The organism is Citrobacter braakii (assembly GCF_002075345.1).
Classification (GTDB): domain Bacteria; phylum Pseudomonadota; class Gammaproteobacteria; order Enterobacterales; family Enterobacteriaceae; genus Citrobacter; species Citrobacter braakii.
This window is the reverse complement of record NZ_NAEW01000002.1, coordinates 1-24,065: the sequence shown is the minus strand read 5'-3', so window position 1 is coordinate 24,065 and position 24,065 is coordinate 1. Positions and strand designations below refer to the sequence as shown.

General features: G+C 45.4%; 30 protein-coding genes, 2 tRNA genes and 2 pseudogenes. 22 read left to right on the top strand and 12 right to left on the bottom strand.

The features are described 5' to 3' along the window. Positions 1–37 precede the first annotated feature (37 nt). From purB to rluE, 5 genes are read right to left on the bottom strand one after another with little or no spacing between them, the layout of a single operon-like run. Positions 38–1,408 carry an adenylosuccinate lyase gene (purB, locus tag BZK42_RS04485; protein ID WP_016153410.1) on the bottom strand — a complete coding sequence of 457 codons (1,371 nt, stop codon included), beginning with the start codon at positions 1,406–1,408 and terminating at the stop codon, positions 38–40. A 3-nt stretch (positions 1,409–1,411) separates the two neighbouring features. Further along, positions 1,412–2,053: a high frequency lysogenization protein HflD gene (hflD, locus tag BZK42_RS04480; RefSeq protein WP_016153409.1), complete on the bottom strand. Its 642-nt coding sequence runs from the start codon at positions 2,051–2,053 to the stop codon at positions 1,412–1,414. Between the two features lie 34 nt (positions 2,054–2,087). Continuing rightward, positions 2,088–3,194 carry a tRNA 2-thiouridine(34) synthase MnmA gene (gene mnmA / locus BZK42_RS04475; RefSeq protein WP_003832402.1) on the bottom strand — a complete coding sequence of 369 codons (1,107 nt, stop codon included), beginning with the start codon at positions 3,192–3,194 and terminating at the stop codon, positions 2,088–2,090. Positions 3,195–3,247: 53 nt separating this feature from the next. Beyond that, positions 3,248–3,709, bottom strand: coding sequence for an NUDIX hydrolase (locus tag BZK42_RS04470; protein ID WP_080858816.1), 462 nt, complete (start codon positions 3,707–3,709; stop codon positions 3,248–3,250). Positions 3,710–3,722: 13 nt separating this feature from the next. Beyond that, positions 3,723–4,346 (bottom strand): 23S rRNA pseudouridine(2457) synthase RluE, encoded by a 624-nt coding sequence (gene rluE / locus BZK42_RS04465; RefSeq protein WP_080858815.1) that lies wholly within the window; start codon positions 4,344–4,346, stop codon positions 3,723–3,725. Between the two features lie 202 nt (positions 4,347–4,548). Here rluE and icd point away from each other — a divergent pair, with 202 nt between their 5' ends. The 3 genes from icd (at position 4,549) to BZK42_RS04445 (ending at position 10,019) form a co-directional block, all read left to right on the top strand. Beyond that, positions 4,549–5,799 carry an NADP-dependent isocitrate dehydrogenase gene (icd, locus tag BZK42_RS04455; protein WP_003030769.1) on the top strand — a complete coding sequence of 417 codons (1,251 nt, stop codon included), beginning with the start codon at positions 4,549–4,551 and terminating at the stop codon, positions 5,797–5,799. A 495-nt stretch (positions 5,800–6,294) separates the two neighbouring features. Further along, complete coding sequence (locus BZK42_RS04450) at positions 6,295–8,358, top strand: ATP-dependent nuclease (protein ID WP_079938436.1); 2,064 nt, start codon at positions 6,295–6,297, stop codon at positions 8,356–8,358. Then, positions 8,355–10,019: a UvrD-helicase domain-containing protein gene (locus BZK42_RS04445; RefSeq protein ID WP_079938437.1), complete on the top strand. Its 1,665-nt coding sequence runs from the start codon at positions 8,355–8,357 to the stop codon at positions 10,017–10,019. Before BZK42_RS04450 ends, BZK42_RS04445 begins: the two co-directional genes overlap by 4 nt. Before the next feature lie 193 nt (positions 10,020–10,212). On the opposite strand, the gene BZK42_RS04440 is transcribed toward BZK42_RS04445, so the two are convergent. The 4 genes and pseudogenes from BZK42_RS04440 to BZK42_RS04420 all read right to left on the bottom strand — a co-directional run bounded on the left by BZK42_RS04440 (position 10,213) and on the right by BZK42_RS04420 (position 12,986). After that, positions 10,213–11,340 (bottom strand): site-specific integrase, encoded by a 1,128-nt coding sequence (locus tag BZK42_RS04440; RefSeq protein ID WP_079938438.1) that lies wholly within the window; start codon positions 11,338–11,340, stop codon positions 10,213–10,215. Further along, positions 11,321–11,566: an excisionase-like protein from lambdoid prophage 14 gene (locus BZK42_RS04435; RefSeq protein ID WP_000939946.1), complete on the bottom strand. Its 246-nt coding sequence runs from the start codon at positions 11,564–11,566 to the stop codon at positions 11,321–11,323. Before BZK42_RS04435 ends, BZK42_RS04440 begins: the two co-directional genes overlap by 20 nt. Before the next feature lie 30 nt (positions 11,567–11,596). After that, a pseudogene (locus BZK42_RS04430) lies at positions 11,597–11,782 on the bottom strand (hypothetical protein); the annotation flags it as partial. A gap of 511 nt (positions 11,783–12,293) precedes the next feature. Beyond that, a complete protein-coding gene (locus tag BZK42_RS04420; protein WP_079938439.1) occupies positions 12,294–12,986 on the bottom strand; it encodes an XRE family transcriptional regulator in 693 nt (230 codons plus the stop codon). A 97-nt stretch (positions 12,987–13,083) separates the two neighbouring features. Here BZK42_RS04420 and BZK42_RS04415 point away from each other — a divergent pair, with 97 nt between their 5' ends. From BZK42_RS04415 to BZK42_RS04390, 6 genes and pseudogenes are all read left to right on the top strand, one after another. Next, positions 13,084–13,344 (top strand): helix-turn-helix transcriptional regulator, encoded by a 261-nt coding sequence (locus BZK42_RS04415; protein ID WP_079938440.1) that lies wholly within the window; start codon positions 13,084–13,086, stop codon positions 13,342–13,344. Further along, positions 13,337–13,888 (top strand): protein YmfL, encoded by a 552-nt coding sequence (ymfL, locus tag BZK42_RS04410; protein WP_079938441.1) that lies wholly within the window; start codon positions 13,337–13,339, stop codon positions 13,886–13,888. The genes BZK42_RS04415 and ymfL overlap by 8 nt, the downstream gene beginning before the upstream one ends. Further along, on the top strand, positions 13,885–15,036 hold the full coding sequence (locus tag BZK42_RS04405; RefSeq protein ID WP_079938442.1) for a Rha family phage regulatory protein: 1,152 nt from the start codon (positions 13,885–13,887) through the stop codon (positions 15,034–15,036). The genes ymfL and BZK42_RS04405 overlap by 4 nt, the downstream gene beginning before the upstream one ends. Further along, positions 15,033–15,257 (top strand): hypothetical protein, encoded by a 225-nt coding sequence (locus tag BZK42_RS29045; RefSeq protein ID WP_079938443.1) that lies wholly within the window; start codon positions 15,033–15,035, stop codon positions 15,255–15,257. Before BZK42_RS04405 ends, BZK42_RS29045 begins: the two co-directional genes overlap by 4 nt. Before the next feature lie 33 nt (positions 15,258–15,290). Then, a pseudogene (locus tag BZK42_RS04395) lies at positions 15,291–15,803 on the top strand (DUF968 domain-containing protein); the annotation flags it as partial. Between the two features lie 10 nt (positions 15,804–15,813). Continuing rightward, positions 15,814–16,179, top strand: coding sequence for an antiterminator Q family protein (locus tag BZK42_RS04390; protein WP_211280438.1), 366 nt, complete (start codon positions 15,814–15,816; stop codon positions 16,177–16,179). A 23-nt stretch (positions 16,180–16,202) separates the two neighbouring features. On the opposite strand, the gene BZK42_RS04385 is transcribed toward BZK42_RS04390, so the two are convergent. Continuing rightward, positions 16,203–16,646, bottom strand: coding sequence for a hypothetical protein (locus tag BZK42_RS04385; RefSeq protein ID WP_079938450.1), 444 nt, complete (start codon positions 16,644–16,646; stop codon positions 16,203–16,205). A 3-nt stretch (positions 16,647–16,649) separates the two neighbouring features. Then, entirely contained in the window at positions 16,650–17,480 is an 831-nt protein-coding gene (locus BZK42_RS04380; RefSeq protein WP_346190199.1) for a DUF6731 family protein, read from the bottom strand. Positions 17,481–17,896: 416 nt separating this feature from the next. On the opposite strand from BZK42_RS04380, the gene BZK42_RS04375 reads away from it, so the two are divergent. From BZK42_RS04375 to BZK42_RS04325, 12 genes are all read left to right on the top strand, one after another. Then, positions 17,897–18,133: a hypothetical protein gene (locus BZK42_RS04375; RefSeq protein ID WP_079938452.1), complete on the top strand. Its 237-nt coding sequence runs from the start codon at positions 17,897–17,899 to the stop codon at positions 18,131–18,133. A gap of 266 nt (positions 18,134–18,399) precedes the next feature. After that, positions 18,400–18,475: transfer RNA gene (locus BZK42_RS04370), tRNA-Thr, on the top strand. Between the two features lie 3 nt (positions 18,476–18,478). After that, positions 18,479–18,559: transfer RNA gene (locus BZK42_RS28720), tRNA-Gly, on the top strand. Positions 18,560–19,186: 627 nt separating this feature from the next. Then, the gene (locus BZK42_RS04365) at positions 19,187–19,387 is read left to right on the top strand and encodes a DUF4222 domain-containing protein (protein ID WP_079938453.1); all 201 of its coding nucleotides are present in this window, start codon (positions 19,187–19,189) and stop codon (positions 19,385–19,387) included. Positions 19,388–19,714: 327 nt separating this feature from the next. Further along, entirely contained in the window at positions 19,715–19,852 is a 138-nt protein-coding gene (locus BZK42_RS28715; RefSeq protein WP_158083350.1) for a hypothetical protein, read from the top strand. A gap of 857 nt (positions 19,853–20,709) precedes the next feature. Next, positions 20,710–20,997, top strand: a complete 288-nt coding sequence (locus BZK42_RS04355) for a hypothetical protein (RefSeq protein ID WP_079938455.1) — start codon at positions 20,710–20,712, stop codon at positions 20,995–20,997. Between the two features lie 200 nt (positions 20,998–21,197). Beyond that, positions 21,198–21,623 carry a tellurite resistance TerB family protein gene (locus BZK42_RS04350; protein ID WP_079938456.1) on the top strand — a complete coding sequence of 142 codons (426 nt, stop codon included), beginning with the start codon at positions 21,198–21,200 and terminating at the stop codon, positions 21,621–21,623. Next, positions 21,620–21,772 (top strand): DUF3927 family protein, encoded by a 153-nt coding sequence (locus tag BZK42_RS04345; RefSeq protein WP_079938457.1) that lies wholly within the window; start codon positions 21,620–21,622, stop codon positions 21,770–21,772. The genes BZK42_RS04350 and BZK42_RS04345 overlap by 4 nt, the downstream gene beginning before the upstream one ends. Before the next feature lie 89 nt (positions 21,773–21,861). Continuing rightward, complete coding sequence (locus tag BZK42_RS04340; RefSeq protein ID WP_079938458.1) at positions 21,862–22,257, top strand: putative holin; 396 nt, start codon at positions 21,862–21,864, stop codon at positions 22,255–22,257. Beyond that, the gene (locus BZK42_RS04335) at positions 22,247–22,522 is read left to right on the top strand and encodes a phage holin family protein (RefSeq protein WP_079938459.1); all 276 of its coding nucleotides are present in this window, start codon (positions 22,247–22,249) and stop codon (positions 22,520–22,522) included. The genes BZK42_RS04340 and BZK42_RS04335 overlap by 11 nt, the downstream gene beginning before the upstream one ends. Before the next feature lie 2 nt (positions 22,523–22,524). Continuing rightward, positions 22,525–22,902: a M15 family metallopeptidase gene (locus BZK42_RS04330; protein WP_079938460.1), complete on the top strand. Its 378-nt coding sequence runs from the start codon at positions 22,525–22,527 to the stop codon at positions 22,900–22,902. 15 nt (positions 22,903–22,917) lie between these two features. Continuing rightward, positions 22,918–23,100: a hypothetical protein gene (locus BZK42_RS04325; protein ID WP_079938461.1), complete on the top strand. Its 183-nt coding sequence runs from the start codon at positions 22,918–22,920 to the stop codon at positions 23,098–23,100. 177 nt (positions 23,101–23,277) lie between these two features. Here the strand turns inward: BZK42_RS04325 and BZK42_RS04320 are convergent, their stop codons facing one another. Beyond that, positions 23,278–23,475, bottom strand: coding sequence for a hypothetical protein (locus tag BZK42_RS04320; RefSeq protein ID WP_079938462.1), 198 nt, complete (start codon positions 23,473–23,475; stop codon positions 23,278–23,280). A gap of 60 nt (positions 23,476–23,535) precedes the next feature. On the opposite strand from BZK42_RS04320, the gene BZK42_RS04315 reads away from it, so the two are divergent. Then, positions 23,536–23,886, top strand: a complete 351-nt coding sequence (locus BZK42_RS04315) for an HNH endonuclease (RefSeq protein WP_079938463.1) — start codon at positions 23,536–23,538, stop codon at positions 23,884–23,886. Positions 23,887–24,065: the final 179 nt, after the last annotated feature.

Here is a 24,065-nt window from a genome sequence, read left to right as displayed (position 1 = left end):
CTACGATATGATGCAGGCCTGACAGGCGTAAAACAGATTACTTCAGTTCATCAACCATGGTGACGGCGCGACCAATGTAATTGGCCGGCGTCATTGCTTTCAGGCGTGTTTTCTCGTCTTCAGGCAGCGCCAGACCGTCGATAAACTGCTTCATACCTTCGGCGTCAACGCGTTTGCCGCGGGTCAGTTCCTTCAGCTTCTCGTATGGTTTTTCAATGCCATAGCGACGCATCACGGTCTGGATCGGCTCTGCCAGCACTTCCCAGTTATGATCCAGTTCATCCAGAAGATGATCGCGGTTCACTTCCAGTTTGCTCACACCTTTCAGCGTGGACTGATAAGCGATCAGTGCATAGCCAATCCCCACGCCCAGGTTACGCAGAACGGTAGAGTCCGTCAGATCGCGCTGCCAGCGGGAGACCGGCAGTTTGCTCGCCAGATGCTGCAGAACCGCGTTAGACAGGCCCAGGTTACCCTCGGAGTTTTCGAAATCGATTGGGTTCACCTTGTGCGGCATGGTGGAGGAGCCAATTTCACCCGCGATGGTTTTCTGTTTGAAATGGTTCAGCGCCACGTAACCCCAGACATCGCGGTCGAAGTCGATCAGGATAGTGTTGAAACGGGCGATGCAATCAAACAGCTCGGCAATGTAGTCGTGCGGCTCAATCTGCGTGGTGTACGGATTCCACTGGATGCCCAGCGAGGTGACAAATTCTTCGCTGAACTGATGCCAGTCCACTTCCGGATAAGCGGCGATGTGGGCGTTATAGTTACCGACTGCACCGTTGATTTTGCCGAGAATTTCGACCTGATTGAGCTGGCGGTACTGACGCTCCATACGGTAAGCCACGTTAGCCATTTCTTTGCCCAGCGTAGACGGGGTTGCTGGCTGACCGTGGGTACGGGAGAGCAGAGGAATATCGCGATACTGTACGGACAAATCTTTCACCGCGTCGATAAGCTTGCGCCAGTACGGCAGAACAACTTCGTCACGGGCGGTTTTCAGCATCAGCGCGTGAGACAGGTTGTTGATGTCTTCTGAGGTACACGCGAAGTGGATGAACTCGGAAACAGCGTGCAGTTCCGGGATATCCGCCACTTTCTCTTTCAGGAAATACTCAACTGCCTTCACGTCATGGTTGGTCGTACGCTCAATGGTTTTAATACGCGCAGCATCTTCTTCATTGAAGTTAGCGACAATCGCATCAAGGAAACCGATTGCGTCGGCAGCAAAAGCAGGAACTTCCTTGATCGCTGCGTGCGCGGCCAGTTTTTGCAGCCAGCGTACTTCAACTTGTACACGGAATTTCAGCAAACCGTATTCGCTGAAAATCCCGCGCAGCGCGCTGACTTTATCGCCGTAGCGTCCATCGACAGGGGAAACGGCGGTCAGTGAGGATAATTCCATAGATCACAACTCCGGGGTTAAATGAGCAAGAATTTGTTTAGCCTGAGTCGTCAGGCGATTACGAGAAAACATGAGTTGCAGACGGCCTCCACCAACCTGATGCCAGAGCACGGCAGCGCGAATGCCAGCCAGCAGGGAAGCGCGTACTTTAGCCTGAACCTGTGGGCTCTGAAGGATGGCCGGGGAGCCCGTAACCTGAATACGTGGGCCGAGTGGGCTGATGACGTCAACATAAATGCCTGCCATCGCACTCATCAACGTTTCTGACTGCAAATCAAAATGGTCCAGTTGGCGCTGCAAGCCGTTGATGCGGTCTCCCAGCGTGTCCATAGCGCCTTTAGCGGCTGACAGCTTACGCTCCAGCACCATCAGGCTTAACGTGTAGCGGGTGAGTTCCGCGTTCAGCCCCTGACGACTGCTGGCGTTGAGCACGCCGAGCATCGTTTCCAGACCTAAACGCAGGTTGGCCTCGCTACCGCCAAACACGCCCAGCGTAGAGCTGGGATTCATGTCGATGACACTGTTCAGTGAAACGTGCAATGCATCGGCATCACAATGCCCCTGGTGCGCCAGTTCCTGCACCAGGCGTGCCGACTGACAAATGCCTGCCAGAGCGAGGGTGATGTCATAATAATTCTTTGCCACGTTCACTGCTTCCTTGTATTAGATGTGTAAGTAATTATACCGGCAGAGGCAATCGTTGTTCGATAATGCCGCCGCCGAGGCACACTTCGCCATTGTAAAAGACAGCCGACTGACCCGGCGTTACCGCCGCGACTGGCTCGTCGAAAATGACTTCAATACGTTCAGCATCCAGCGCCTTAACGGTGCACGGAATGTCGGTCTGACGATAGCGGGTTTTCACCGTGCAGCGCATTGTGCCGGTGAACGGTTCGCGATCGACCCAGTGCAGCTGTTGCGCCACCAGGCCAACGGACATCAGACGCGGGTGTTCATGACCCTGAGCAACAACCAGAATGTTGTTCTCGACATCTTTATCCACCACGTACCACGGATCTTCCGTGCCTTCTTTCGTCCCGCCAATGCCCAGACCTTTACGCTGACCCAGCGTGTGGTACATCAGCCCCTGATGCTGGCCAATCTCTTCGCCATCAACGGTGATGATTTTGCCAGGCTGAGCGGGCAGGTAACGACCGAGAAACTCGCGGAACTTACGTTCGCCGATGAAGCAGATACCGGTTGAATCTTTTTTCTTGGCCGTAATCAGACCGAGATCTTCGGCAATTTTACGCACCTGCGGTTTTTCCAGTTCGCCGACCGGGAACAGGCTTTGCGCGATTTGTTCGTGACCGAGCGTGTAGAGGAAATAGCTCTGGTCTTTATTGCCATCAAGTCCACGCAGCAGGCGGCTTTTGCCGTCGACGTCGGCGCGGCGCACGTAGTGACCGGTGGCGATATAATCGGCACCTAAATCTTCGGCGGCAAACTCGAGGAAGGCTTTAAACTTGATTTCTTTATTGCACAGAATATCGGGGTTTGGCGTACGGCCCGCTTTGTACTCTTCAAGGAACAGTTCAAAGACGTTGTCCCAGTATTCTGCAGCAAAGTTGACGGTATGCAGTTCAATGCCGAGTTTGTCACAGACAGCCTGCGCATCTGCAAGATCGGCGGCCGCTGTGCAATATTCCTCGCCATCGTCCTCTTCCCAGTTCTTCATGAACAGGCCTTCTACCTGATAACCCTGTTGTTGCAACAGCCAGGCAGAAACGGAGGAATCGACACCGCCGGACATGCCGACGATCACTTTTTTTGGGCTTTCAGACATAGGAATACTCACGACATTGAACTTCAAGGCGGCATATTCTAGCACGCAGCCCCTTACTTGACACCCTCTGTAAACGGCCAGTTAAATTCGCCGATCATCGCCAGCGGGTAGCGATGTCCGCTCTGATAGCAACGAATACTCTCCGCAACCAACGGTGAACGCAGATTTGGCGCTGAGAGAACCTCTTCTGCGCTGACCCAGCGACAGCAATCTATATCGCTGTCATGAGGTTCAGTAGCGCACATATTGGCAAGCTCGATAGAAAACAGAAAACGTAAAAAGGGCGTTTTGTCCGGCGCAATCCATTGATGCATCCGGATGAAGTGCTGCGGCTGCGCTTTGATGCCCGTCTCTTCCCACAGTTCGCGAGCGGCGGCTTGCACCAGGGTTTCATCCGCTTCCAGATGTCCTGCAGGTTGATTCCACAGGGCTTTGCCATTGATTGTTTCCTCAACGACTAAGAACTTATCTTCTGCATGCACAATGCAGGCGACCGTGACGTGCGGTTTGAACATACCTGTTCCTTATTCAGTTAGTTGCATCCCGCCATTGACCGTTGGCGAGATTTTCCAGCGTGTAATCTCCCATGGCATAGCGGATGAGGCGCAGCGTCGGGAAGCCAACATGCGCTGTCATACGACGAACCTGGCGGTTACGGCCTTCATATAAAGTTACTTTCAGCCAACGGGTGGGGATATTTTTCCGTTCCCGAATAGGCGGGTTTCTCTGCCACAGCCAGGTGGGTTCCTCTACTATTTCAATACCTGCGGGTAGCGTGGGACCATCATTGAGCGTCACCCCGGTACGCAGCGCATCCAGCGCTTCTGCTGTCGGCTCGCCTTCGACCTGGACGTAATAGATTTTCCCCGTGCGCTTGCCGGGTTGCGTTAACCGCGCCTGCAGCGCGCCGTCATTGGTCAGCACCAAAAGTCCTTCGCTGTCCCGGTCGAGTCGGCCCGCAGCATAGATTCCCGGCACGGGAATAAAATCTTTTAACGTGCTTCTGCCCGCCTCGTCAGTAAATTGTGGCAAAACATCGTAGGGTTTATTGAACAAAACCACGCGTTTTGGCTGGTTTTCTTTACGCTGCCTGGTGACTTGTCGTGAGCTGAATCGCTCAACCCGGTGATTTCTAAAAGAAGTTTTTTGCATGGTATTTTCAGATTATATCAATTGCCGCATTATAGCCTAAGAACGAGTGTCTTTCATGGCGACGAACATTAGGGTAGTATTGACATGCTCATTACAAAACATTAACAAAAAATTGCTCTAACGCATTCGTGCAGCAGGACGCAAACGCACATGCAGCGCGATGACAGACGAGCAGAACCAGAAGCGCTCGAAGGAGAGGTGAATGGAAAGCAAAGTAGTTGTTCCGGCGGAAGGTAAGAAGATCACCCTGCAAAACGGCAAACTCAACGTTCCTGAAAATCCGATTATCCCGTTCATTGAAGGCGACGGTATCGGCGTTGATGTAACCCCACCGATGATCAAAGTTGTCGATGCTGCTGTCGAGAAAGCCTATAAAGGCGAGCGTAAAATCTCCTGGATGGAAATCTACACCGGCGAGAAATCCACTCAGGTTTATGGCCAGGACGTCTGGCTGCCTGCTGAAACCCTTGATCTGATTCGTGAATATCGTGTTGCCATCAAAGGCCCACTGACCACCCCAGTTGGCGGCGGTATTCGCTCTCTGAACGTTGCCCTGCGTCAGGAACTTGACCTGTATGTCTGCCTGCGCCCGGTGCGTTATTACCAGGGCACGCCTAGCCCGGTTAAGCACCCTGAACTGACCGACATGGTCATCTTCCGTGAAAACTCCGAAGATATCTACGCAGGTATCGAATGGAAAGCGGACTCTGCAGATGCCGAGAAAGTGATTAAATTCCTGCGCGAAGAGATGGGCGTGAAGAAAATCCGCTTCCCGGAGCATTGCGGTATTGGTATCAAACCGTGTTCTGAAGAAGGGACTAAACGTCTGGTTCGTGCGGCGATCGAATACGCCATCGCTAACGATCGTGATTCTGTTACCCTGGTACACAAAGGTAACATCATGAAATTCACCGAAGGCGCGTTCAAAGACTGGGGCTACCAGTTAGCGCGTGAAGAATTCGGTGGTGAACTGATCGACGGCGGTCCATGGGTGAAAATCAAGAACCCGAAAACCGGTAAAGAGATCGTGGTTAAGGATGTTATCGCCGATGCGTTCCTGCAACAGATCCTGCTGCGTCCGGCTGAATATGATGTGATTGCCTGTATGAACCTGAACGGCGACTACATCTCCGATGCGCTGGCCGCACAGGTTGGTGGTATTGGTATCGCACCGGGCGCGAACATCGGTGACGAATGTGCGCTGTTCGAAGCAACCCACGGTACTGCACCGAAGTATGCAGGTCAGGATAAAGTGAACCCAGGTTCCATTATTCTGTCCGCTGAAATGATGCTGCGCCACATGGGTTGGGTTGAAGCGGCTGACCTGATTGTTAAAGGTATGGAAGGCGCAATCAACGCCAAGACCGTAACCTATGATTTCGAACGTCTGATGGACGGCGCTAAGCTGCTGAAATGTTCAGAGTTTGGTGACGCGATCATCGAAAACATGTAATTTCCACATGTGTTAAAAACTGTAACGGGCGTATAACACGCCCGTTGTTTTTTGTTAGTCTGCTAACGGTTATCAAAATTTTATCAAAACAAGTTATCAAAACCCCCTGGTAGTTTGGGGGAGGCTGGTCGGTCAAATGGCAGTTCTATTACCAGGTTACAATCAGGCATACCTCAGCTGTTTATGGTTATTATTGCTGAACGTTTACTAATATTTATGTCTGATCAATGCTAAATCGGTCACTTATTCTAGTTAATCTTACATTACCCCTATACTTTAAAAATTATTTATATCGTCGCTCAGTCCACTATGTGGGATGAATGGGTTGCATAGAGAGATTGTAGGCAACACTTCGTTGAAATTTTATGTGATGAGCGTTTAGAATTTTTCCTTTTTTGTTCACTAGTTGTATTCAATTATTGCAACTAAAAATAAAAACAATATGATGAAATAATGTGTTTCAGGATTGAGTGTTTGTATAAAAAGGAATGATGTATGCAACTTAAGAAAATTTTTATCTCCGGTTTTAAAAGTATTTCCAACGAAAATCCTCAAACGATTCATTTTGAACATGAATTAACAACGTTCATCGGTCATAACGGAACTGGTAAAAGTTCAGCGATGGAAGCACTTAATAAATTGTTCTCAGTGGATCATTCATTACGTAGTTTGTCAATAAATGATTTTCACAATGCGGATGTAGTAAAAGAGGAAAAGGATAGAAACTTAATTATAGAAGCTTGGTTTAGCTTCCCAAAGCCAAAGGAAGGAAAAATTTCAATTCCTCCTTTAATTGAACATCTCACTATTGATAAGTCTGATGGGGGCATTCTTTTTAGAGTAAGGCTCGAGGGCAAACTTTCATTTGAAGTAAATCCAATTGGAGATATTGACGAAGATACTTGGGTAGTTAGTACTAGTGATGATGTGGTTGAGGAGAGCAGTAAGCAAAGATTATCTGCTGCAGTAAGAAATGCAATCCAAGTTAATTATGTTCCAGCTAATAGGGATCCTTCGTTACAATTAAAATATTCATCTAAAGCTGTTCTTGGTCGCCTGCTAAAGGCTATAGAATGGGCAGGAGGAAGTCAGAAAATAATAGAAGAGCAAGCATCCAAATTAAATGCATTAACGAGGCAAAATTCTGCACTTACGGAGATTGCAGTAGCAATCAACGAAAGTTGGGGAAGTATCTACAAAGGACGATATTTGTCACAAGCGTCGCTTAACTTTCCAGTTGCTAATATTGATGAAATTCTTAAGTTGATTCAACTTCAGTTTAATCCAGATGAGGTGGGAAATACAGTTAATGTAGACCGATTAAGCGATGGGCAAAAATCACTGGTTTATTTCTCTCTCATTAAAGCGATGTTTGATATTGATAAAAACACAAGGAAATTTATTTCATCAGGAGAGACTTCTAATTTTAATCCTGAAAAAATGAGATTGCCTATATTCAGCATGATTTCTTTAGAGGAACCAGAAAATCATCTTTCACCTCATTACTTAGGTAGAATAATTAAATTAGTTAAAGACTATGGTCGTAATGAGTTGTGCCAAGTTATAATTTCATCCCACTCATCCTCTATATTAAGTCGAGTAGAGCCTGAACAAATACGTCATTTCAGGCTAGATCATTATTTGAAAAGTACCGTGGTGAGTGAATTATCCCTACCTAAAAAAGATGATGAACTTTCCAAGTTTATCAAAGAGGCGGTTAAAGCTTATCCAGAAATTTATTTTTCAAAACTAGTTATATTTGGTGAGGGAGATAGTGAGGAAGTTATAATACCTAAAGTGCTTAAACTGCATTCAACAGAAATTGACAGCCATTCTATATCAGTTGTTCCACTTGGTGGACGTCATGTGAATCATTTTTGGCGTCTTTTAAGATCACTACAGATACCGTTTATTACTTTGCTAGATTTTGATATCGATAGAAATGGTGGTGGATTTGGAAGAATTAAATATGCTGTTGAACAATTAGCTGAGTTTGAGGAGCGTGGAAGCATTTACATCAATAAAAATATAGTTGAATCGATACCATCATGGGATAATAAACAAGATCCTACAAAATTCACTATTCATTATGAAGATGGTGCGACAATAAATATTGTTGATGAACTAGAGAAATGCAATGTATATTTTTCTTCTCCTTTAGATATTGACTATGCAATGATTGAAGCATTTCCAGATATCTTCTGTGAAAAAGATATAATGTATGGTGAAATTGGCCCTAGAAGTATCGAGAAAGGAGACGTTGAGGAGGGTGAACAAGGAGAGCAAGATAATCTCAGAGCACAAAAAGAATTAATAAAAGCAGTGTTGAAAAAAGGTAACTCCGGGGTTCGTTACGGATTTTCCGCTGATTATCTCAAATATTTTCTGTGGTATCGCTATCGTTTTTTATCGAATAAAAGCAAACCGGCATCTCATGTCAGAATGTTCACAAAAATTGAAAAAAAATACACTTCGGATGAAATTAAAGAAAAATTACCTCCTGTGCTAATTAGGGTTTCCGAAAAAACAGTAAAAATGCTAGCGGAGATTATTGAATGATAAATCAATGGAGTCCTTCTGAAGGTATTACACCGACAAATGAATTGATGGATATTATCTTATGTGACCAATCTGTTTCTGTTCTCGCTGGTGCCGGGGCGGGGAAAACAGAACTTTTGGCTCAGAAATCTAATTATTTATTACAGACGGGTAAGTGCATGTGGCCTAAACACATACTATGTCTTTCTTATAAAAAAGAGGCGCAAGAGAATATAAAAGAGCGAGTTATAAAAAGGTGTGGGCAAAAAAGCGATCGCTTTGATTCATATACTTTTGACGCTTTTTGTAAGAGCATTGTTGACCGATTTAAAGATATCTTGCCTGTGGCTCAAAGGCCTTATAATAGCTATGATTTAGTTTTTAACGCTAAGCAATGCAACGGTAAGGATAAGTTGTCATTTGATCTCATAAGACGTCTGGCTTTAGATATTTTAAGAGCTAGAGCAGATATTGTTGATCTGTTTTCTTTAACGTACTCACATGTTTTCATTGACGAGTTTCAAGATACGCGCTCCGATCAGTATGAGTTGATTAAACTTCTTTTTAAAGATAAAGGAGTACAATTGCTAGCTGTTGGCGATATTAACCAGAGCATCATGCTTTGGGCTGGTGCTAGGAAAACAGTATTTGAAGACTATGAAAAAGAATTTGATACTATCAGGAAATTGTTAGTTCAAAATTTTAGAGCCAGTGATGAAATTCAGGAAGTATTGAGGTGTTTTGTTAACTTTGTACAAGGTAGTACTAATTTTTTACCGATAACAAGACCTGTCAATAATTGTACCATTCATCACTATGATAATGAGATTTATGAGGCAAACGATATTGCTGATAAAATAGAATTCTTTATCGCATCTGGCATTAAAGAAAGTGAGATTTGCGTATTGTCTAAACAGCAGTCAGAACAATATTCGAAAAAACTACGCGATAAGCTTACGACAAAAGGGATTAACAATCTTGAAATGTCGGAGTTGCAGGATGTTTTAAAAGAACCATTAGGGCAAATATTTTCTGCACTGTTTAAGGTTTTTACATCACGTTCGTTATCAAGCTATACTAAGCTTTGTGATTTATATCTTAGTGTACACAGGGTTGAGCGCGGTAATGAGAAAGAAGATGCTCTTATTAAATCACTGTCGGATAATATTGCGTCAAAAAAAAGAATTTTAGAGGACGAATTTAATCCTGGTTTATTGATTTTTTGTATTAAAGATATTATTAGTTTTTTTGGCAAAAGTAGAATGATTGGGCGCTGGAGTCAGTATAAGTCTACTGAATATTGGGGACAGATTTGGCGCAGTCTTGAACTTCATTTACGCTACACAATAGATGTAACGAAAACTTTCTCTGAGGCAGCCTTAATGTTTCAGGCTGAGAACTCAGTGCATGTCATGAATGTGCATAAATGTAAGGGTTTAGAATATAAAGTAGTTATTTTTATCGGCTTAGAGGATCAGGCATTTTGGAACTATAATAAATCTAAGTTTGAAAATGATTGCGCCATCTATGTTGCATTATCCAGAGCGAAGGAGAAAATTATAATTACAACAGCAAAGCATAGAGAGCACAGAGTAAATAATGGATACGACAATAGAATTTCTAAATACCAGACGGTTAGCCCTATATATTCATTCTTAACTACTCATTGTAAGTTTAAATAAGAAACTTATCATTGAGTTATTTTTATAATTTTGTTGTGCCAGGGTGAAAATTCAATCTGGCATTTTTCAGTCTTAATATCTATTATTCATAATTAATTTATATTGTAGTTTCCTAACTCTAGTTAATACAGAATGTTTCTCTTTATTCATTTATGGATAAAAATTTAAAGGTGACGCTGAGAAGTTCAAATTTTCACAACGCTACTTTGATCCATCCTTTGCCTCGGTCGTCATGATATCGATCTGTCTGTCGCTGCGTTTTATGACCAAGTAGTTTTTGTGTATCTAACCCCTGTTCTTTGTACAGACGTTCAGATAAAGACCTTTGCTCATGGAATGTGGCAGGTGAACCTTCTCCCCAGTCAATTCCTGCTAAATCTCTCGCTTTACTAAAATTCATCGTTAATGTATTGGATTTAACCTGCGCCCCACGTTCTGCCTGTGATGTTGAGCGGAAAAAATGAACTAAGTATGGACTGACTGCATAATCACGGCAGCGGGCTATTACATCGCGTAAACTCCAGTTAATCGCATTGAGGCGAAGAGAAAGGGGGATAGCGATTTTGCTCCCGGTTTTTTCCTGAATGACATGAAGATGGTCATCCCAAATATCGCTGAATTTCATTTTAGATATATCCCCCAAACGTTGACCGGTAACCAGCGCTAACAACATTGCATTTCCCATGTAACGATGACTGGCGTCTGCGATATCGAATATTTTTTGCCATTCTTCCAGGCTGAGGCGTTGACGGGTAATTTTCCTTCTGGGTTGCTTCGTCGCAAGAGCAGGGTTATACCCTGGTGGAACTTCGCCATAATGCTGTGCTTCCTTAAACACATCGATCAATACAGACCTTACGACTTGGGCCATTCTAGGTTGTCCAGCAGAGATATACTCTTCAAGCAATTGTGCTATATCTCTGACATCAACGGCTGAGATCAACTTCATTCCTGCTCGTTCCCTAAGCAAGGATACTGGTTTAGCTTTCTGCTTATAGGTGTTGAGTCTTATATCACCACTTTTCAGTCTGTCATCCTGGATCGCTTGGTAGCGATCTAACCAGGTTGACGTTGTGATTGCTTTCCCTTTGCTGGTTGCGATCCTGTCACTGATAGCCAGAATCTGCCGAGTTCTTTGCTCAGCCAGGCGTGTATTGGCTTCAGTGGCAATAGCGATGGCTTCAGCTTCGTTTGTTCCCAAAGCATGGAATTTCCCTGTTATTGGATGCTTATACCGCCAATAGACTTTATTTACCTTCCGACTATAAAGCGGATATAAGTTAGGGACTGAAACATTATTCTTACGCGGTCTGGCTGCCATCACTCAAAATCCGTTGCAAAAGTAATGAGTCATTTTTCTTGATTACTGGTGTTACCAACTCCCCAACTAATTCGGCGTCCTCACGCACTCGCCATAACCGACCTTGTTTCATGGCCGGTGGGCAAAATAAATTCTGCTTAGCATAACGACGCAATGTGGACACACTTGGAGGATTACTTCTGTATTTTTCAGAGGCCCATTCTTCAAGAGTTAACATTTGAAGCATATGCGATCACCTTGTTACTTCACTAACTGTTCAGTCTCTGCATATCGACCCTGTAAGGTCGGTTAGTTTCTCCACAAAACAGATAAGAGCATCAGTGGCCACAACTATCAGGATGGATCGGGTTATGACCCCGTCATCCGGGGATACTTTTCTCTGTTTTGTAAAAAGGTCGGTACCAGAAAGGACTAAGGAAAAAACTGGTACCGCCAAAGCAATGGGAGTTGTGGCGGGATTGCCACTCAGGCGTATGGTCAACCTGACAATCCGGTGTCCTCAACTCGGGAAAGCGTAACCCGGCCATACTTACCGCCGCGCCATTTCGCGGATTACCACAACGCTGAGAGCACTTAGCCAGTTAAGACACCACATTTGTTGCGGATCCATAAATGCTCTCATCGTTGCATCCTGGTCTCTTCCCAGGCGTCAAACCGAATCGCCACGCTGGTTAGGCGCCCTATACGTACCCTCATTGGCTTGCACATTCCGGCTACCTGACTTGTTCGCCGAGCTAGGGGAGGTTTGCCCCTTTAACGTTGCCAGACCGCTAACGACGCATGTGCCATACGCCGTGTTACAACCAAAGTTTCTTTGGTGTTTCGCCTGTTCGTTTGTCTGTGGGGAAAGATAAAATGAAATTGCGTAGTGTGCAAGTATTTTTATTGCGAGATATGCAACCCATAGAGTAAAAAAAAGCCACCTAGTGGTGGCCGATGAAGAGTATGCTGGCTTAATTGTGTCGCTTAAGGGTTTGCGACTGACTGATTAAGACCTTTCCAAAGACCATGAATCGGTGTTCGTTTTCGCTGGTGATTCCCCATTCACGGTAAATCTGGTTATCAGAAATTACCAACAGTTTGTCTGGGATCATTTGCAGTCGTTTAACGTATATTTTGTCGTCAAAACCAAAGACATAGATACCATCACCATCGAACTGATTGATGCTGATATCAACGAAGATTAGATCTCCAGGCTCAATGGTTGGACACATACTGTCCCCACGAACGTTGATGACTTTTATGTGATTGGCAGGTCGGCCGCCAAACATCGATAAAGCATTATCAGTTCTGTATTCGATAGCATGAATCACATCAATGACATCACCACCCTGGATAAGGCCATTTCCCGCACTGGCACTGACATCCAGCAATTCAATACGGAATACATCCTTCACCTGCACATCACCCTCACTAATACTGTTTTTATATACAGTATTATTTTTGAGTTCAGAGGTAAAGAGATCAGCAATTTCAACGTCTAAGCTCTTGGCTATATTGCCCAGGGCTTGCTCGGTAAATTGCTTCTGCTTACCTGTTTCAAGGCGTGAGATATTCGCCGAATCCACACCAATGGCTTCAGCTAGGTCGGCAATTTTCATGTTCTTCGCTTGGCGAAGCTGTCTAACTCGGTTTCCTATGCTCATGCGTTTATTACATTTCTTTATTGCGAGTTAAGCAAATCAACTTGCGCAATTTACTTGCGTCAAATAACATGCACATGACGCAATAATTGGAGGGTGTATGCAATCACCATTACGAAATGTGCGTAAGGCGCATGGTTTTACATTACAGCATGTAGCTGAGTGTGTTCAGGTCAATCAGGCGACGTTAAGCCGTATTGAGAGACTGGAGCAGGTTCCATCCATCGATCTCGCGGAACGTCTCGCCAAATTTTTCAAGGGTGAAATTAGCGAAATGCAGATTCTCTACCCGGCTCGTTTTCAATCTAGCCAAAACCAGAGCGAGCTGAAACCACAGGAACAGGAGGTGAGCCGTGGGTAAGTGTCACTGGAAGGTAGAAAAACAGCCTGAGTGGTATGTGAAGGCTGTCAGGAAAACTATTGCGGCGTTGCCGGGGGGTTATGCCGAAGCAACTGAGTGGCTGGATGTAACTGAGAACGCATTATTCAACCGCCTTCGTGCAGATGGCGATCAGATTTTCCCGCTTGGCTGGGCAATGGTGTTACAGCGAGCAAGTGGTACTCACTACATCGCTGATGCTGTCGCACAGTCTGCTAATGGGGTGTTTGTATCGCTTCCGGAAGTTGAGGACGTGGAGAACGCTGATATTAACCAGCGTCTGCTGGAGGTTATTGAGCAGATCGGCAGTTATTCAAAACAGATTCGTTCAGCAATTGAAGATGGGGTGGTGGAACCTCACGAGCGAACAGCCATTAACGACGAGTTGTATCTGTCAATTTCGAAGCTCCAGGAACATGCAGCACTGGTCTACAAAATTTTTTGCGCCCCAGAAAAGAGTGACGCCCGCGAGTGTGCAGCTCCGGGCGCCGTGGCGTTTTGTGTCTGTGGAGAAACTAACGCATGAACAGTTTAACGGCAAATAACCGTTTGTCGCAACAGGTGGCGCCAGAGGCTTATGAGCGCCAGCCGTTACGACATGAGTGCAGATTATCAAATGGCCTGGTCGTAAGTAACCACAGAGAACATTACCTGACTGTGGGGGATGAGTCGTGCAGGAACTTAACCGCTGGTTTCGTGACAGGAGAGGGTTTTATGTTCATGTCATTAGGTGGGAGCCAGAAACCAAGCGAGTTATCTACCTGCGCGAAGGATACCCGCATGAGTGTTTTAGTCCTTTGTGGAAATTCAGGCGTGACTTTGTTGAGTGTGAAGCACCAACAGGGCGTTGATATTGATTCTGCAATTTCTGGACGTTACACTGTTCAGGCACCTTATAAAGCGGGTGCCGGGATTGGCGTCCTGAAATTCGCACATGCGCATAACCGCGCTTCAGCGGTTTTTTTGCGCACGTTTCCTCACATCCAAATTATGGTGGGGCGTGCAGGGGCATCGAAAGATGCGCCGGGGTCATGTGCGACCGGTTACGCCAACCCTGTACGTCTCACCACCTCTATGATTGGCGTCTTATGTGGTGAGTTTTCAAAATTCGCACATGAGGATGTCACTATGGCAACCACCCCTACCCAAACTCACCCAAAAATCGATGTTATCCACGGTAAGGTCGTTACCTCTTCTTTGGCAGTCGCCGAATATTTCTGCAAGCAACATAAAAACGTTATTCAAAAAATCCAGACGCTTGAGTGCTCGGTTGAATTTGCTGAGCTGAATTTTCAGCCAAGCGAATACACCGATTGCACAGGCCGCAAACTTCCTTGCTATCAAATCACCCGCGATGGCTTCGCATTCCTTGCTATGGGCTTCACTGGCAAACGTGCAGCCCGGTTTAAAGAGGCATACATCAATGCCTTTAACCAGATGGAGAAACAGCTTTCAAAGCCTTCTTCACTGAACGACGTAGCGCAGAACGCCAGCGTTCTTTACTCCCATCTGTCGGTAATTCACAAAGTCTGGCTGCAACAACTCTATCCCATGCTGGCCAAAATGGAATCTCCGCTGGCTGTAAGCCTTTATGACCGCATCAATGACGCTGCGGCGCTTGCCAGTCTCATCAATATGACACTGAACCCTTCAGAGGTAAGGGGGCGCAAATGATCCGGAATATCTTCAAACGTCTTATCAACCAGACTTCCTGCTGCCCTCGTCCAGGGCAGTGGTACACGACACCCAAAGGACATGTTCTACGTGTAAGCCTGGTTGATCTCGAATGCCAGAAAGTCGTGTGTGAGCCGCTGGGCCGTAATTACCGTGTCAACATGCCGCTTATTGCATTCCGTTCCGGTAAAAACATGAGGCGCATCGGAGGTGCAGCATGAGCATGGAGCTGATGGTCAAAGCGATGAAAATTCGTGTGGGTACCGGAACTGTGCTGGTGGCTGGTTCGCTATGAACTGGCTGATGTTCTGCCGGAAAGCGCAGCCTGTAAGGTCCTGAGATTGCCGGAGCCAGTAGTTCAATCGGTAACCCGTGAGAGTGACCTTGTACCTTCGGTTCCGGCCACCAGCATCATCCAGGATAAAGCCAAAAAGGTGCTGGCGCTAAAAGTGGATCCGGAGTCGCCGGAATCTTTTATGTTACGTCCCAAACGTCGCCGCTGGGTTAACGAAAGGTATACGCGCTGGGTTAAGACGCAGCCGTGTGCATGTTGTGGAAAGCCCGCTGATGATCCGCATCACCTGATTGGCCACGGTCAGGGTGGAATGGGGACAAAAGCTCATGACCTCTTTGTGTTGCCTTTGTGCAGAAGGCATCACGACGAGCTACATGTGGACACCGTGGCATTTGAAGAAAAGTATGGCTCCCAGTTGGAGTTGATATTTCGTTTTATCGATCGCGCGCTGGCAATTGGCGTTCTTGCGTAAGTGGGGAAGAATAATGCGTGATATACAGAAGGTTTTAGATTTATGGGGAGCCTGGGCTGCGAGTGATAGTTCAGGTGTTGACTATTCACCGATAGCTGCTGGTTTTAAGGGGCTTCTGCCATATACCGGCAAGACGCGTATGGCTTGTTCAGATAGTGATGCATTAATCATTGAAGGTTGCCTTGCTCTTCTTAAGAAGAGAAAACCGTATGAGCACTCTCTGATTGTGGCTCATTACCTGTATGGCATCCCGAAACGGAAGATCGCAAAGGTTCGCAAAAAAGATGAAAAATTGATACGAATAGAGATCCAGATGGCAGAGGGCTTTATAGATGGCTGTCTTTCTATGCTGGGTGTTAAACTTGAAATGGAGTAGAAAAAAAGGCATTTCTGCCCTTTTTAAATGTGGGGGAGTATCCAGTTTACTTTTCTCCATGTAAAGGCAAAAGTTATTACTGAAATGATAAGAAGATATAAAGATTCGATAATTAAAATGAATTCTATTTTTTCTCCATGTAACAATGTCTTTTCATTGGCAAACATTGCTATCAAAGCAATAACGCATGCCGTAATTAAAGTTGCACCTGCGGTTAATAGGTTTACAATAATAACTTGAAGTATTTTATTGTTTTTTGAAGCTTTTATTATTCCGTTTGAGTTTTCGCTAGCTGCACTAAAAATTGAGATCGTGGCTAAAATAAAACCAAATAAAATACCGGATACAGTTGAAATAACCCCGGAGGCTGTAAGTATGTCAGTATGCCCCATCTGAGGGATATACCTCAGTAGGAACAATGTGCAAAAAACACTTGCAATCAGGTTTCTTAAGTATTTCAATAACATATCCTATACCTTCTTTTTGCTGATATCGTATTGCTTAAGGTATTCATTGTTATCAATTTTAGCAGAAATCATGGCTTGCAGAACATCACTATCAGTGCCATAACCATTAACGGTATATATGTTTTTTTCTGAAATGAGTACCTGATCAAGAAGACTTTGTTCAACGGTATTTTTGGGCTGTGTTACTGCCGCTTTTTTTACAATTCCCGGCATTTTTTCAAGGAGTTCTTTAATACCATCCTTCACGAGATCTGATAAATAACCTTTAACTTTTAATCTCCCTGATGCACGCCCCCTTAGATTTAACTTGAGACGTGTTCCACCCAGACCTACCATCATATTTACCAGTTCCTTAGAAAATGAACTATTTAGCTGGTAATTTGTTGCATCAAAGTTCCTGGGAGCAGCCAGGACAATATCACAACTTCTCAAAGTACTACCTGTTTCAAGTAGCTCTTTGACGCTCTCTTTTTTCCAGATGGCTTGGAATGAAAAGTTATTTCCAGGGTTACCACTCTGGCTGTAAAGCAGATAAGCTAAATCTGATTCTTTCGGCCCAAGATGATTTTGAGTTAATATTAAAATATCACTATCGTAATAATATAAAAAATAGGTTCTTTCGACTATGTATTTTTTATCATCTAGTGGTATGTTGTGCTCATTCCAGTGTTCATCACCAATATAAGGAAGGAGATATTCTTCTCGTGAGCATGACATGTAGCCGAAGAAATATTTAGCTTTTGTATCTTTATTTATAAAAGCTATTTTTAACTTTTTATTTCTATAAATGGTATCAAAATGATTATTCGTAACGGTTACGCAAGTATTATACAGATTTTCAATTGCCTGCTTAGCAACTGAATGGCTGCGGATAGTCCCAGAACTACTGGTGTAAAAACCAATTTTAAGTTTTTTTTGTTTCTATGATTGCGCAATAGTAGTCATGCTAAATCTTAGCATCCTAATAATTTCTTGTAAGTCTTATTTTTTATATGGCTTTAATTTAGCAAAAAAAATTACCGCGGTCCGCAAATTTTATCGTAATCTGTTAAGAGTGGTTACTTCGCCACACAGCTTAAACCCGCCATTGAGCGGGTTTTGTTGTTTCTGGGCCTGGGTGTGCGTTGGCTTGGTCTATCCCGCAGTTATCCTCTGGCTCGGCTTCTTTGACGTTTCCGCTTCTGATGTGCGGTACGTGGTATTCCCTCAATTTGTACTTGCTGTATCAGCGAGGTGAGAGATAACTACAAATGCCTCATAACTCAAATACTTGGCCGGACTGGCTGGAGTTGTTCCAGAGCAGGTTGTGTGGAGATACCCCGCTGGGTGCAGTTATTATGTTGATCGTTACAGCTGGTTTGCGCATTGCCTATTTTGGCGGTGATGGCGGTGATGGCGTTGGGCTGATCGGTGTCGATGCTATTCGTGGGGCTGCAATGCGAGTAACCGGTAACAAATACGCTTCGCAAAACTGTATTGTGAGGTGAATTGAAGGGCATGAACTTTTTATGAAACCCGAATCTCGCGGTTTTTATTTCAAAACGAAAATAAATGCATATTCAAAAATAAAACAGCATTGGTATTCTTTTATTTTTTTATCTAATAGTTCTATTTAATGAATGGATAATAAAACTTTACATTTTTTGACATTGATTTTGTTGAATACAAATGCTCTATCCGTATTATTTGCAGCGGTTCTGATGGGTGACTTTATATTGCTCGGTCATGGATGTCCCTGAAGAACCAACTTAATGCCGACTTAGCTCAGTAGGTAGAGCAACTGACTTGTAATCAGTAGGTCACCAGTTCGATTCCGGTAGTCGGCACCATTTGCGGGTATCGTATAATGATTATTACCTCGGCTACTTTAGCCTTCCTAGCTGATGATGTGGGTTCAACTCCCGCTACCCGCTCCGATTTCCTTTCAGGTGAGTAGAGTGTCTGAAAGGGAAAATGAGAGTTCAGTACTGCCTACATCCCCGTGCAGAACAGGAATGGCTCTCAAACTTAGACTGACAAATTTGGCTTATGAGTCAATGGCACAGATTAACGAAAGTTAGTCGAAGCGGGGCAGAAATAGTGGGTAATTTCGCTTCTCAGCTGCATAGGGGGCTGTGTGCCATGTTTTTTGCATTCAAATGGTGTCTTGCCGTTATTTGTTGTTGTGATGAACGGGACTGACATGGTGGTGAGACACCATTTTAATGCAGTGATACCCACGCAATGTGGGGCAAAACAGCATCCTCGTCTGCGTTTGATCAAATCGTTGCGAATCCCAGTGGCTGACTGAGGATTCTCCGGGTATAACCGGCGCTGCATTTAATATTGAGGAGCTCCCAGCTGTGGAACGACCGGGTAATATCACGTCAAAGGTCGTGGGTTTGTTTTGGGAGTAGGGAACCACTCGATGCCTCATGGGAAATGCTACGTCCGGCATGCAATAAACGATAGTACCAATAATAACTACATGATTTATCACGTGCCTATTGCCATCCACTTCCTGTGAGGTGGTTTTTTTTATCAAATGTATATTGTGTTGTATGTTTGACATGAATGATTATCCGTGCCCCCGTCAAAGTTATAAAGATGATCGAGGCACATTGGTAACAATAATCAGTGTTGAGGAGAGGCGTGTTGTTTTTATGCGTGATGGTTATCCCTATCCATGTATAAGGCCAATGTATAACTTCCTGGCAAAATTCAAGAAAATTGCGGAGGAAGAAGGGCAACCGAGTAGGTAGATGATATATGTTTGTAGTTCATGGATTACCGCACGATCCGACAGACCATGAAAGAGTGATTGGCTGGGCTGTAATTCGTCCTGCTCCGTGGCATCTTGTGGGTGTTTTTGCAACTGAATATATGGCAAGAAAAGAACTACAGGTACGTGGCGATGGTTATCACGTGCAATTAGGCTCCTATAAGCTTGGATCTCAGGATTTTAGGGCATTCACTTTTGAATTGTGACAACAGACAAGGGATTCTGAACAAATAAGAGTTTGTTCAGATGTTGTGCTGGTTGCGACTATAAGCCAGTAAAAGGGCGTTTGTGGAGAAAGGGGATATCGATGGGAGTATGGTTTGTTTTAGGTGGAATGCTTTGCTTCTTTATCGCTCATCTGGCCGATAAGCATATAAAAACCCGAGTAGCCGAAGCTGCTATTTATACAGGAATATCGCTGATAGCGCTGGCGGCCTTATTCTGAGGGTTGGGTATTTCAATTACATGGAGTTTAAGCCATACCTTACAACTCAATTTAATCACATAGAATTCGAATGGGTCATTTCCGAGAGAGTGGCTGAGGTAGACATGGGGAAATCGTTCGGGGATGGCCCATCCGAATTTGTTATGTAAAAATGCCAATGCAGCATCTTTTTTTATGCCGCCATTGTGTGGGCATTTTTAATGGAAATGCGAGCTAATTAAATAAATTTTACTGATTTGTTTTTTTGGATTTAATGGATAATTAGAACTGATCTATAGAAAGTGGCATTGCTTTGGGTTGAAAAAAAATAATTTTAACTGTACTATATAAGCTTACGAAGGCGCATTTATTATTAAGGTTTCCTATCTATCGTTGGTGGCTTATTTGTGGCGCGAGTAGGCGAGAGTTTATGGGGATGGTTTAAAATTTGGCGTTGCATCGCCACTCTGTCACACTCCTCGGTCTGTGGTATAAACCAGTTGCAGACCTCGTGTCACACATTTTTAATGTATTCAAATAGTACTTTTTATAGTTGTTGGGACCGGGAAAACAATAAAGTTCTATCTGAATGCAGTGAAACTCAGATTAACTGAGGTAAGTCAGCACAGGTCTGCGTTTATTCAATGCGTTACGGGTCTTGATGCTGGCGCAAGACCCTCCGGGAGGAAGAACCCGGCACTGCATTAATATTCTGAGACACAGAAATCCTGATTCTGTCACGCATATAACCTGCAACAGGTGTATGAATTATAATAAAATATATCTCATGCAATTTTTTGACCGCCATCTCCCGTGAGGTGGTTTTTTTTGTTTTACAGGGGTTGTTAGCATATTACTTCGTGCTTTGAAGGGATAATATGATTAATCCAGTTCCAGAAGCATCAGAACGCTGTGAGTATCTAAAAAAACAAATCGACAATGTTTATGCTGAGCGCGCTCAGGCATTTAGTCTGCTCTCAGTTTTATATTGCACTCCGGACCGCTATTGTGATGACGATGTTAAAATTGTTAATTCCGAAAAAATGAAAGCCACTTTTGAAGCCTTTATGTATGCCAACGAAAAATTAGTGAAATTGGTGAAGGCTTATAATGAACTTGCTCCTGAGGCCAACAGAAATAACATTCAGGTGCATGTTCAGGGATGAAAATCACACTTTTTATCAGTTGTAACAACTTGTGTTGACAGGCTCGCTACGGCGGGCCTTTTTCATATCCGCGCCACGCCCGGCGCACATCAAAAACCACAGAGCCTTTCAGGGGTGAGCTTACGGGATGGTCAGTGTGACTTTCTCTGTGGGCTGGTCACTCCTGGGCGCAGGCTCACCCACTTAAAGGAAAAGTCACGATGTTTGGTATTTTCAAAAAGAAAACCCGCAAGGCAATTGTTGAAGTGAAGAAGATGGAGAACCGCGACGCGGTGGAGGCGACCGTCTGGGGCGCATATTCCATTGCATACGCTGACGGTACCTGTGATGCAAAAGAAATCGCGGTGCTGGAGAAAACCATTGCGGCACTTCCGGCTTTTGCGCCGTTCTCTGGTGAGATTGCCCAGATGAGCGCGAATATTCGTGCCCGTTACGAAGCATCACCGCGTAGCGCGAATGCTCAGGCATTGCGTGAACTGGCTGATGTGGCTGGAACAGCTGAAGCGGTTGATGTGTTGTGTCTGTGTCTGGATATCGCTGACCAGGACGGCATCGGTGAACAGGAAGAAGCCCAGCTCAAGAAAATTGCACAGGCGTTGCAACTGCCGCTGGACCAGTACCTGTGAAAAGTGCGCGCCTTGTGCTGGCTGCCGTCCTGCTGTTTCTGGTAGTGGCGGTGGATTTTACCGGGCACCTGATGTCGATGCTGGCGGATGGTGTGCTGGTGGTCGGAGTGGTTGCACTGCTCTGGCCGTTAATCCGTAAGGTTGAATAGCACCATACAAAAGGCATCTGCGGGTGCCTTTGACTGGGTGTTGTTTTTTACGGGCCGCTGGTGGCCCTTTTTTATTTACAGGAGAAATTATGGCTACAGAACCCGTCTCCGGGACGGGCACTGCTGCAGCGCTTGGTGGGGCGACTGCATATGGCGTGTTCACCGGTACGGATTTTGGGATTGTGTTTGGCGCATTTGCCGGGGCGCTGTTTGTGGCCACGATGCCACAGGCGCTTTCAGCCTGGAGGATTGTGGGCCACTTTGTGGTGTCTTTCATCATCGGCGTGCTGGGGGCAGAAGTGCTGGCTTCATTCCTGGCTGATAAGGCCGGATATGACAGCGCCTCGATAGATGCATTGTGTGCGGTGCTGGTGTCTGTGGTGTCAGTGAAGATTCTGTCGTTCATCCACCAGCAGGAGATTTCATTGCTGATATCTGGGCTGTTCTCTCGTCTGCGGGGCGGAGGAGGTGGTAATGGTGGGTAATCTTCCCGGTTTGCTGAATGTGGCGCTATGTACGGTTATCGTGCTGGCGCTTTTTTTCTACCGTCGAAAAGGTGCCACACATAAACCGCTGGTGTCGTGGCTGGCCTGGCTGCTGATGCTTGTCTATGCGGTTGCGCCGCTCAGTTATCTGTGCGGTCGTCCTCTTCCCGGTAACTGGGTGGTGGTGCTGGCTAATCTGTTGTTCTGCGTGCTGGTGATATGGGCGCGCGGGAATGTGTCAAAAATCCTTTCATTACTGAGGTAAGTATGTCGGGAAAATTCAGATTCAGTCGTCGCAGTGAAAAGAATCTGGAAGGCGTTAAGCCGCAACTGGTGGCGGTAGTGCGTCGCGCTCTGGAACTGACGGAAGTTGATTTTGGTATCACCGAAGGTCTGCGCAGTAAATACCGTCAGAAACAACTGGTCGCCGCAGGCAAAAGCCAGACGATGAACAGTCGCCATCTGACCGGCGATGCGGTTGATGTTGTGGCCTACGTTGGCAGCCAGGTGTCATGGGAGTGGCCTTTGTACGAGAAAATTGCCAGGGCATTTAAGCAGGCTGCATCAGAGCTTGAAACACCCATTGAATGGGGTGGAGACTGGCGCACGCTGAAGGACGGGCCTCACTTTCAGTTAAAGCGTTAGTGTGTTGGTGGTGATATGAAACGAAGACACTGGACACACCGAACGCCACGCGTGGCGGCAAGATGGGCACTGGTAGCGATACTGGTGCCCTTTTTGTTGGTGGGCTGTGTCAGCCTGGAAAAAGCGCGTCATCTTTTCGATGCAGCTTCTCAGATCTGCCAGCTTATTAATAGCGTGCGGCAATGTACGCAGAACTGATCACCCGCACAGGCAGAATATTTTGCTGAAAAATGACATGGACCAGCGTGTCCGGAAAACAAAAAATTCTGCTGCATGCGGTGTTTTCGAATAAGTAATGCTGATTTCAGTTTTCACGATTCAGATATCGAACATTGGTATTACAGCAGCCCTTCATGATGGGCTGCAACAATATTTTCAGTAGCCTTTAATGAAACCGTTGATAGTCCATCCGACAAGTCTTAGCGCGCCGTATACAAACAGTGCGCATATCAGAGAAATTAACATTCCCATCTCCGGTGTATCTGCTGATAAAAATAAAAGGCCAAAGATGAATATTGGGGTAGCAAACAGAATACCTGTCCGGTGAAATCCTTTCGAAATAGTGTTTTTCATGTTTTCTCCGTATTGGTTTTTCATGGGGTAGCTATTTTAGCATCAGGAGAGTGAAGTTCTATGCCATCACGAATTCCCCGCGCATGCCGTAAGCATGGTTGTGCAGGCTCAACGACAGACACCTCGGGTTACTGCAAAAAACATCGTGGTGAAGGATGGGCACAGCATCAACGCGGACTGAGCCGCCACCAGCGTGGCTATGGCTCGAAGTGGACTGTTATCCGCGCCCGTATCCTGAAACGCGATAAAGGATTGTGCCAGCTGTGCCTGCGTGGTGGTGTGGTGCGTGAGGCCAAAACCGTCGACCACATCATTCCTAAAGCTCACGGTGGCACTGATGCAGATAACAACCTGCAAAGTCTGTGCTGGCCTTGCCATAAAGCGAAGACGGCGCGCGACCGTACAAGATGATAATTATTATCACTAACAAAGGGGAGGGGCGGGTCAAATCTCTGTAGCCCTGGCTGTCCGGGACCGCCCGCCTCGTCAAATTTTTACGCGCCCAAAATAAGAAACTTTTTTCCGGAAGTTTTTACCTATTGAATTGGAGGTTTTAATGGGTGCTGTTGTTCGATCTTCCGGTGGTGGCC

Excerpts from the sequence above, each read along its gene's own strand:
- BZK42_RS04320 (WP_079938462.1), bottom strand. The coding sequence starts at position 23,475 with ATGAAAAACACTATTTCGAAAGGATTTCACCGGACAGGTATTCTGTTT.
- BZK42_RS04335 (WP_079938459.1), top strand. The coding sequence starts at position 22,247 with ATGGTGGGTAATCTTCCCGGTTTGCTGAATGTGGCGCTATGTACGGTT.
- BZK42_RS04385 (WP_079938450.1), bottom strand. The coding sequence starts at position 16,646 with ATGTTATTGAAATACTTAAGAAACCTGATTGCAAGTGTTTTTTGCACA.
- BZK42_RS04450 (WP_079938436.1), top strand. The coding sequence starts at position 6,295 with ATGCAACTTAAGAAAATTTTTATCTCCGGTTTTAAAAGTATTTCCAAC.
- BZK42_RS04365 (WP_079938453.1), top strand. The coding sequence starts at position 19,187 with ATGTTTGACATGAATGATTATCCGTGCCCCCGTCAAAGTTATAAAGAT.
- icd (WP_003030769.1), top strand. The coding sequence starts at position 4,549 with ATGGAAAGCAAAGTAGTTGTTCCGGCGGAAGGTAAGAAGATCACCCTG.
- BZK42_RS04440 (WP_079938438.1), bottom strand. The coding sequence starts at position 11,340 with ATGGCAGCCAGACCGCGTAAGAATAATGTTTCAGTCCCTAACTTATAT.
- purB (WP_016153410.1), bottom strand. The coding sequence starts at position 1,408 with ATGGAATTATCCTCACTGACCGCCGTTTCCCCTGTCGATGGACGCTAC.
- BZK42_RS04445 (WP_079938437.1), top strand. The coding sequence starts at position 8,355 with ATGATAAATCAATGGAGTCCTTCTGAAGGTATTACACCGACAAATGAA.
- BZK42_RS28715 (WP_158083350.1), top strand. The coding sequence starts at position 19,715 with ATGGGAGTATGGTTTGTTTTAGGTGGAATGCTTTGCTTCTTTATCGCT.
- mnmA (WP_003832402.1), bottom strand. The coding sequence starts at position 3,194 with ATGTCTGAAAGCCCAAAAAAAGTGATCGTCGGCATGTCCGGCGGTGTC.
- BZK42_RS04315 (WP_079938463.1), top strand. The coding sequence starts at position 23,536 with ATGCCATCACGAATTCCCCGCGCATGCCGTAAGCATGGTTGTGCAGGC.
- BZK42_RS04340 (WP_079938458.1), top strand. The coding sequence starts at position 21,862 with ATGGCTACAGAACCCGTCTCCGGGACGGGCACTGCTGCAGCGCTTGGT.
- BZK42_RS04325 (WP_079938461.1), top strand. The coding sequence starts at position 22,918 with ATGAAACGAAGACACTGGACACACCGAACGCCACGCGTGGCGGCAAGA.
- BZK42_RS04330 (WP_079938460.1), top strand. The coding sequence starts at position 22,525 with ATGTCGGGAAAATTCAGATTCAGTCGTCGCAGTGAAAAGAATCTGGAA.
- BZK42_RS04405 (WP_079938442.1), top strand. The coding sequence starts at position 13,885 with ATGAACAGTTTAACGGCAAATAACCGTTTGTCGCAACAGGTGGCGCCA.
- BZK42_RS04435 (WP_000939946.1), bottom strand. The coding sequence starts at position 11,566 with ATGCTTCAAATGTTAACTCTTGAAGAATGGGCCTCTGAAAAATACAGA.
- BZK42_RS04420 (WP_079938439.1), bottom strand. The coding sequence starts at position 12,986 with ATGAGCATAGGAAACCGAGTTAGACAGCTTCGCCAAGCGAAGAACATG.
- BZK42_RS04470 (WP_080858816.1), bottom strand. The coding sequence starts at position 3,709 with ATGTTCAAACCGCACGTCACGGTCGCCTGCATTGTGCATGCAGAAGAT.
- BZK42_RS04415 (WP_079938440.1), top strand. The coding sequence starts at position 13,084 with ATGCAATCACCATTACGAAATGTGCGTAAGGCGCATGGTTTTACATTA.
- BZK42_RS29045 (WP_079938443.1), top strand. The coding sequence starts at position 15,033 with ATGATCCGGAATATCTTCAAACGTCTTATCAACCAGACTTCCTGCTGC.
- rluE (WP_080858815.1), bottom strand. The coding sequence starts at position 4,346 with ATGCAAAAAACTTCTTTTAGAAATCACCGGGTTGAGCGATTCAGCTCA.
- BZK42_RS04355 (WP_079938455.1), top strand. The coding sequence starts at position 20,710 with ATGATTAATCCAGTTCCAGAAGCATCAGAACGCTGTGAGTATCTAAAA.
- BZK42_RS04350 (WP_079938456.1), top strand. The coding sequence starts at position 21,198 with ATGTTTGGTATTTTCAAAAAGAAAACCCGCAAGGCAATTGTTGAAGTG.
- BZK42_RS04375 (WP_079938452.1), top strand. The coding sequence starts at position 17,897 with ATGCCTCATAACTCAAATACTTGGCCGGACTGGCTGGAGTTGTTCCAG.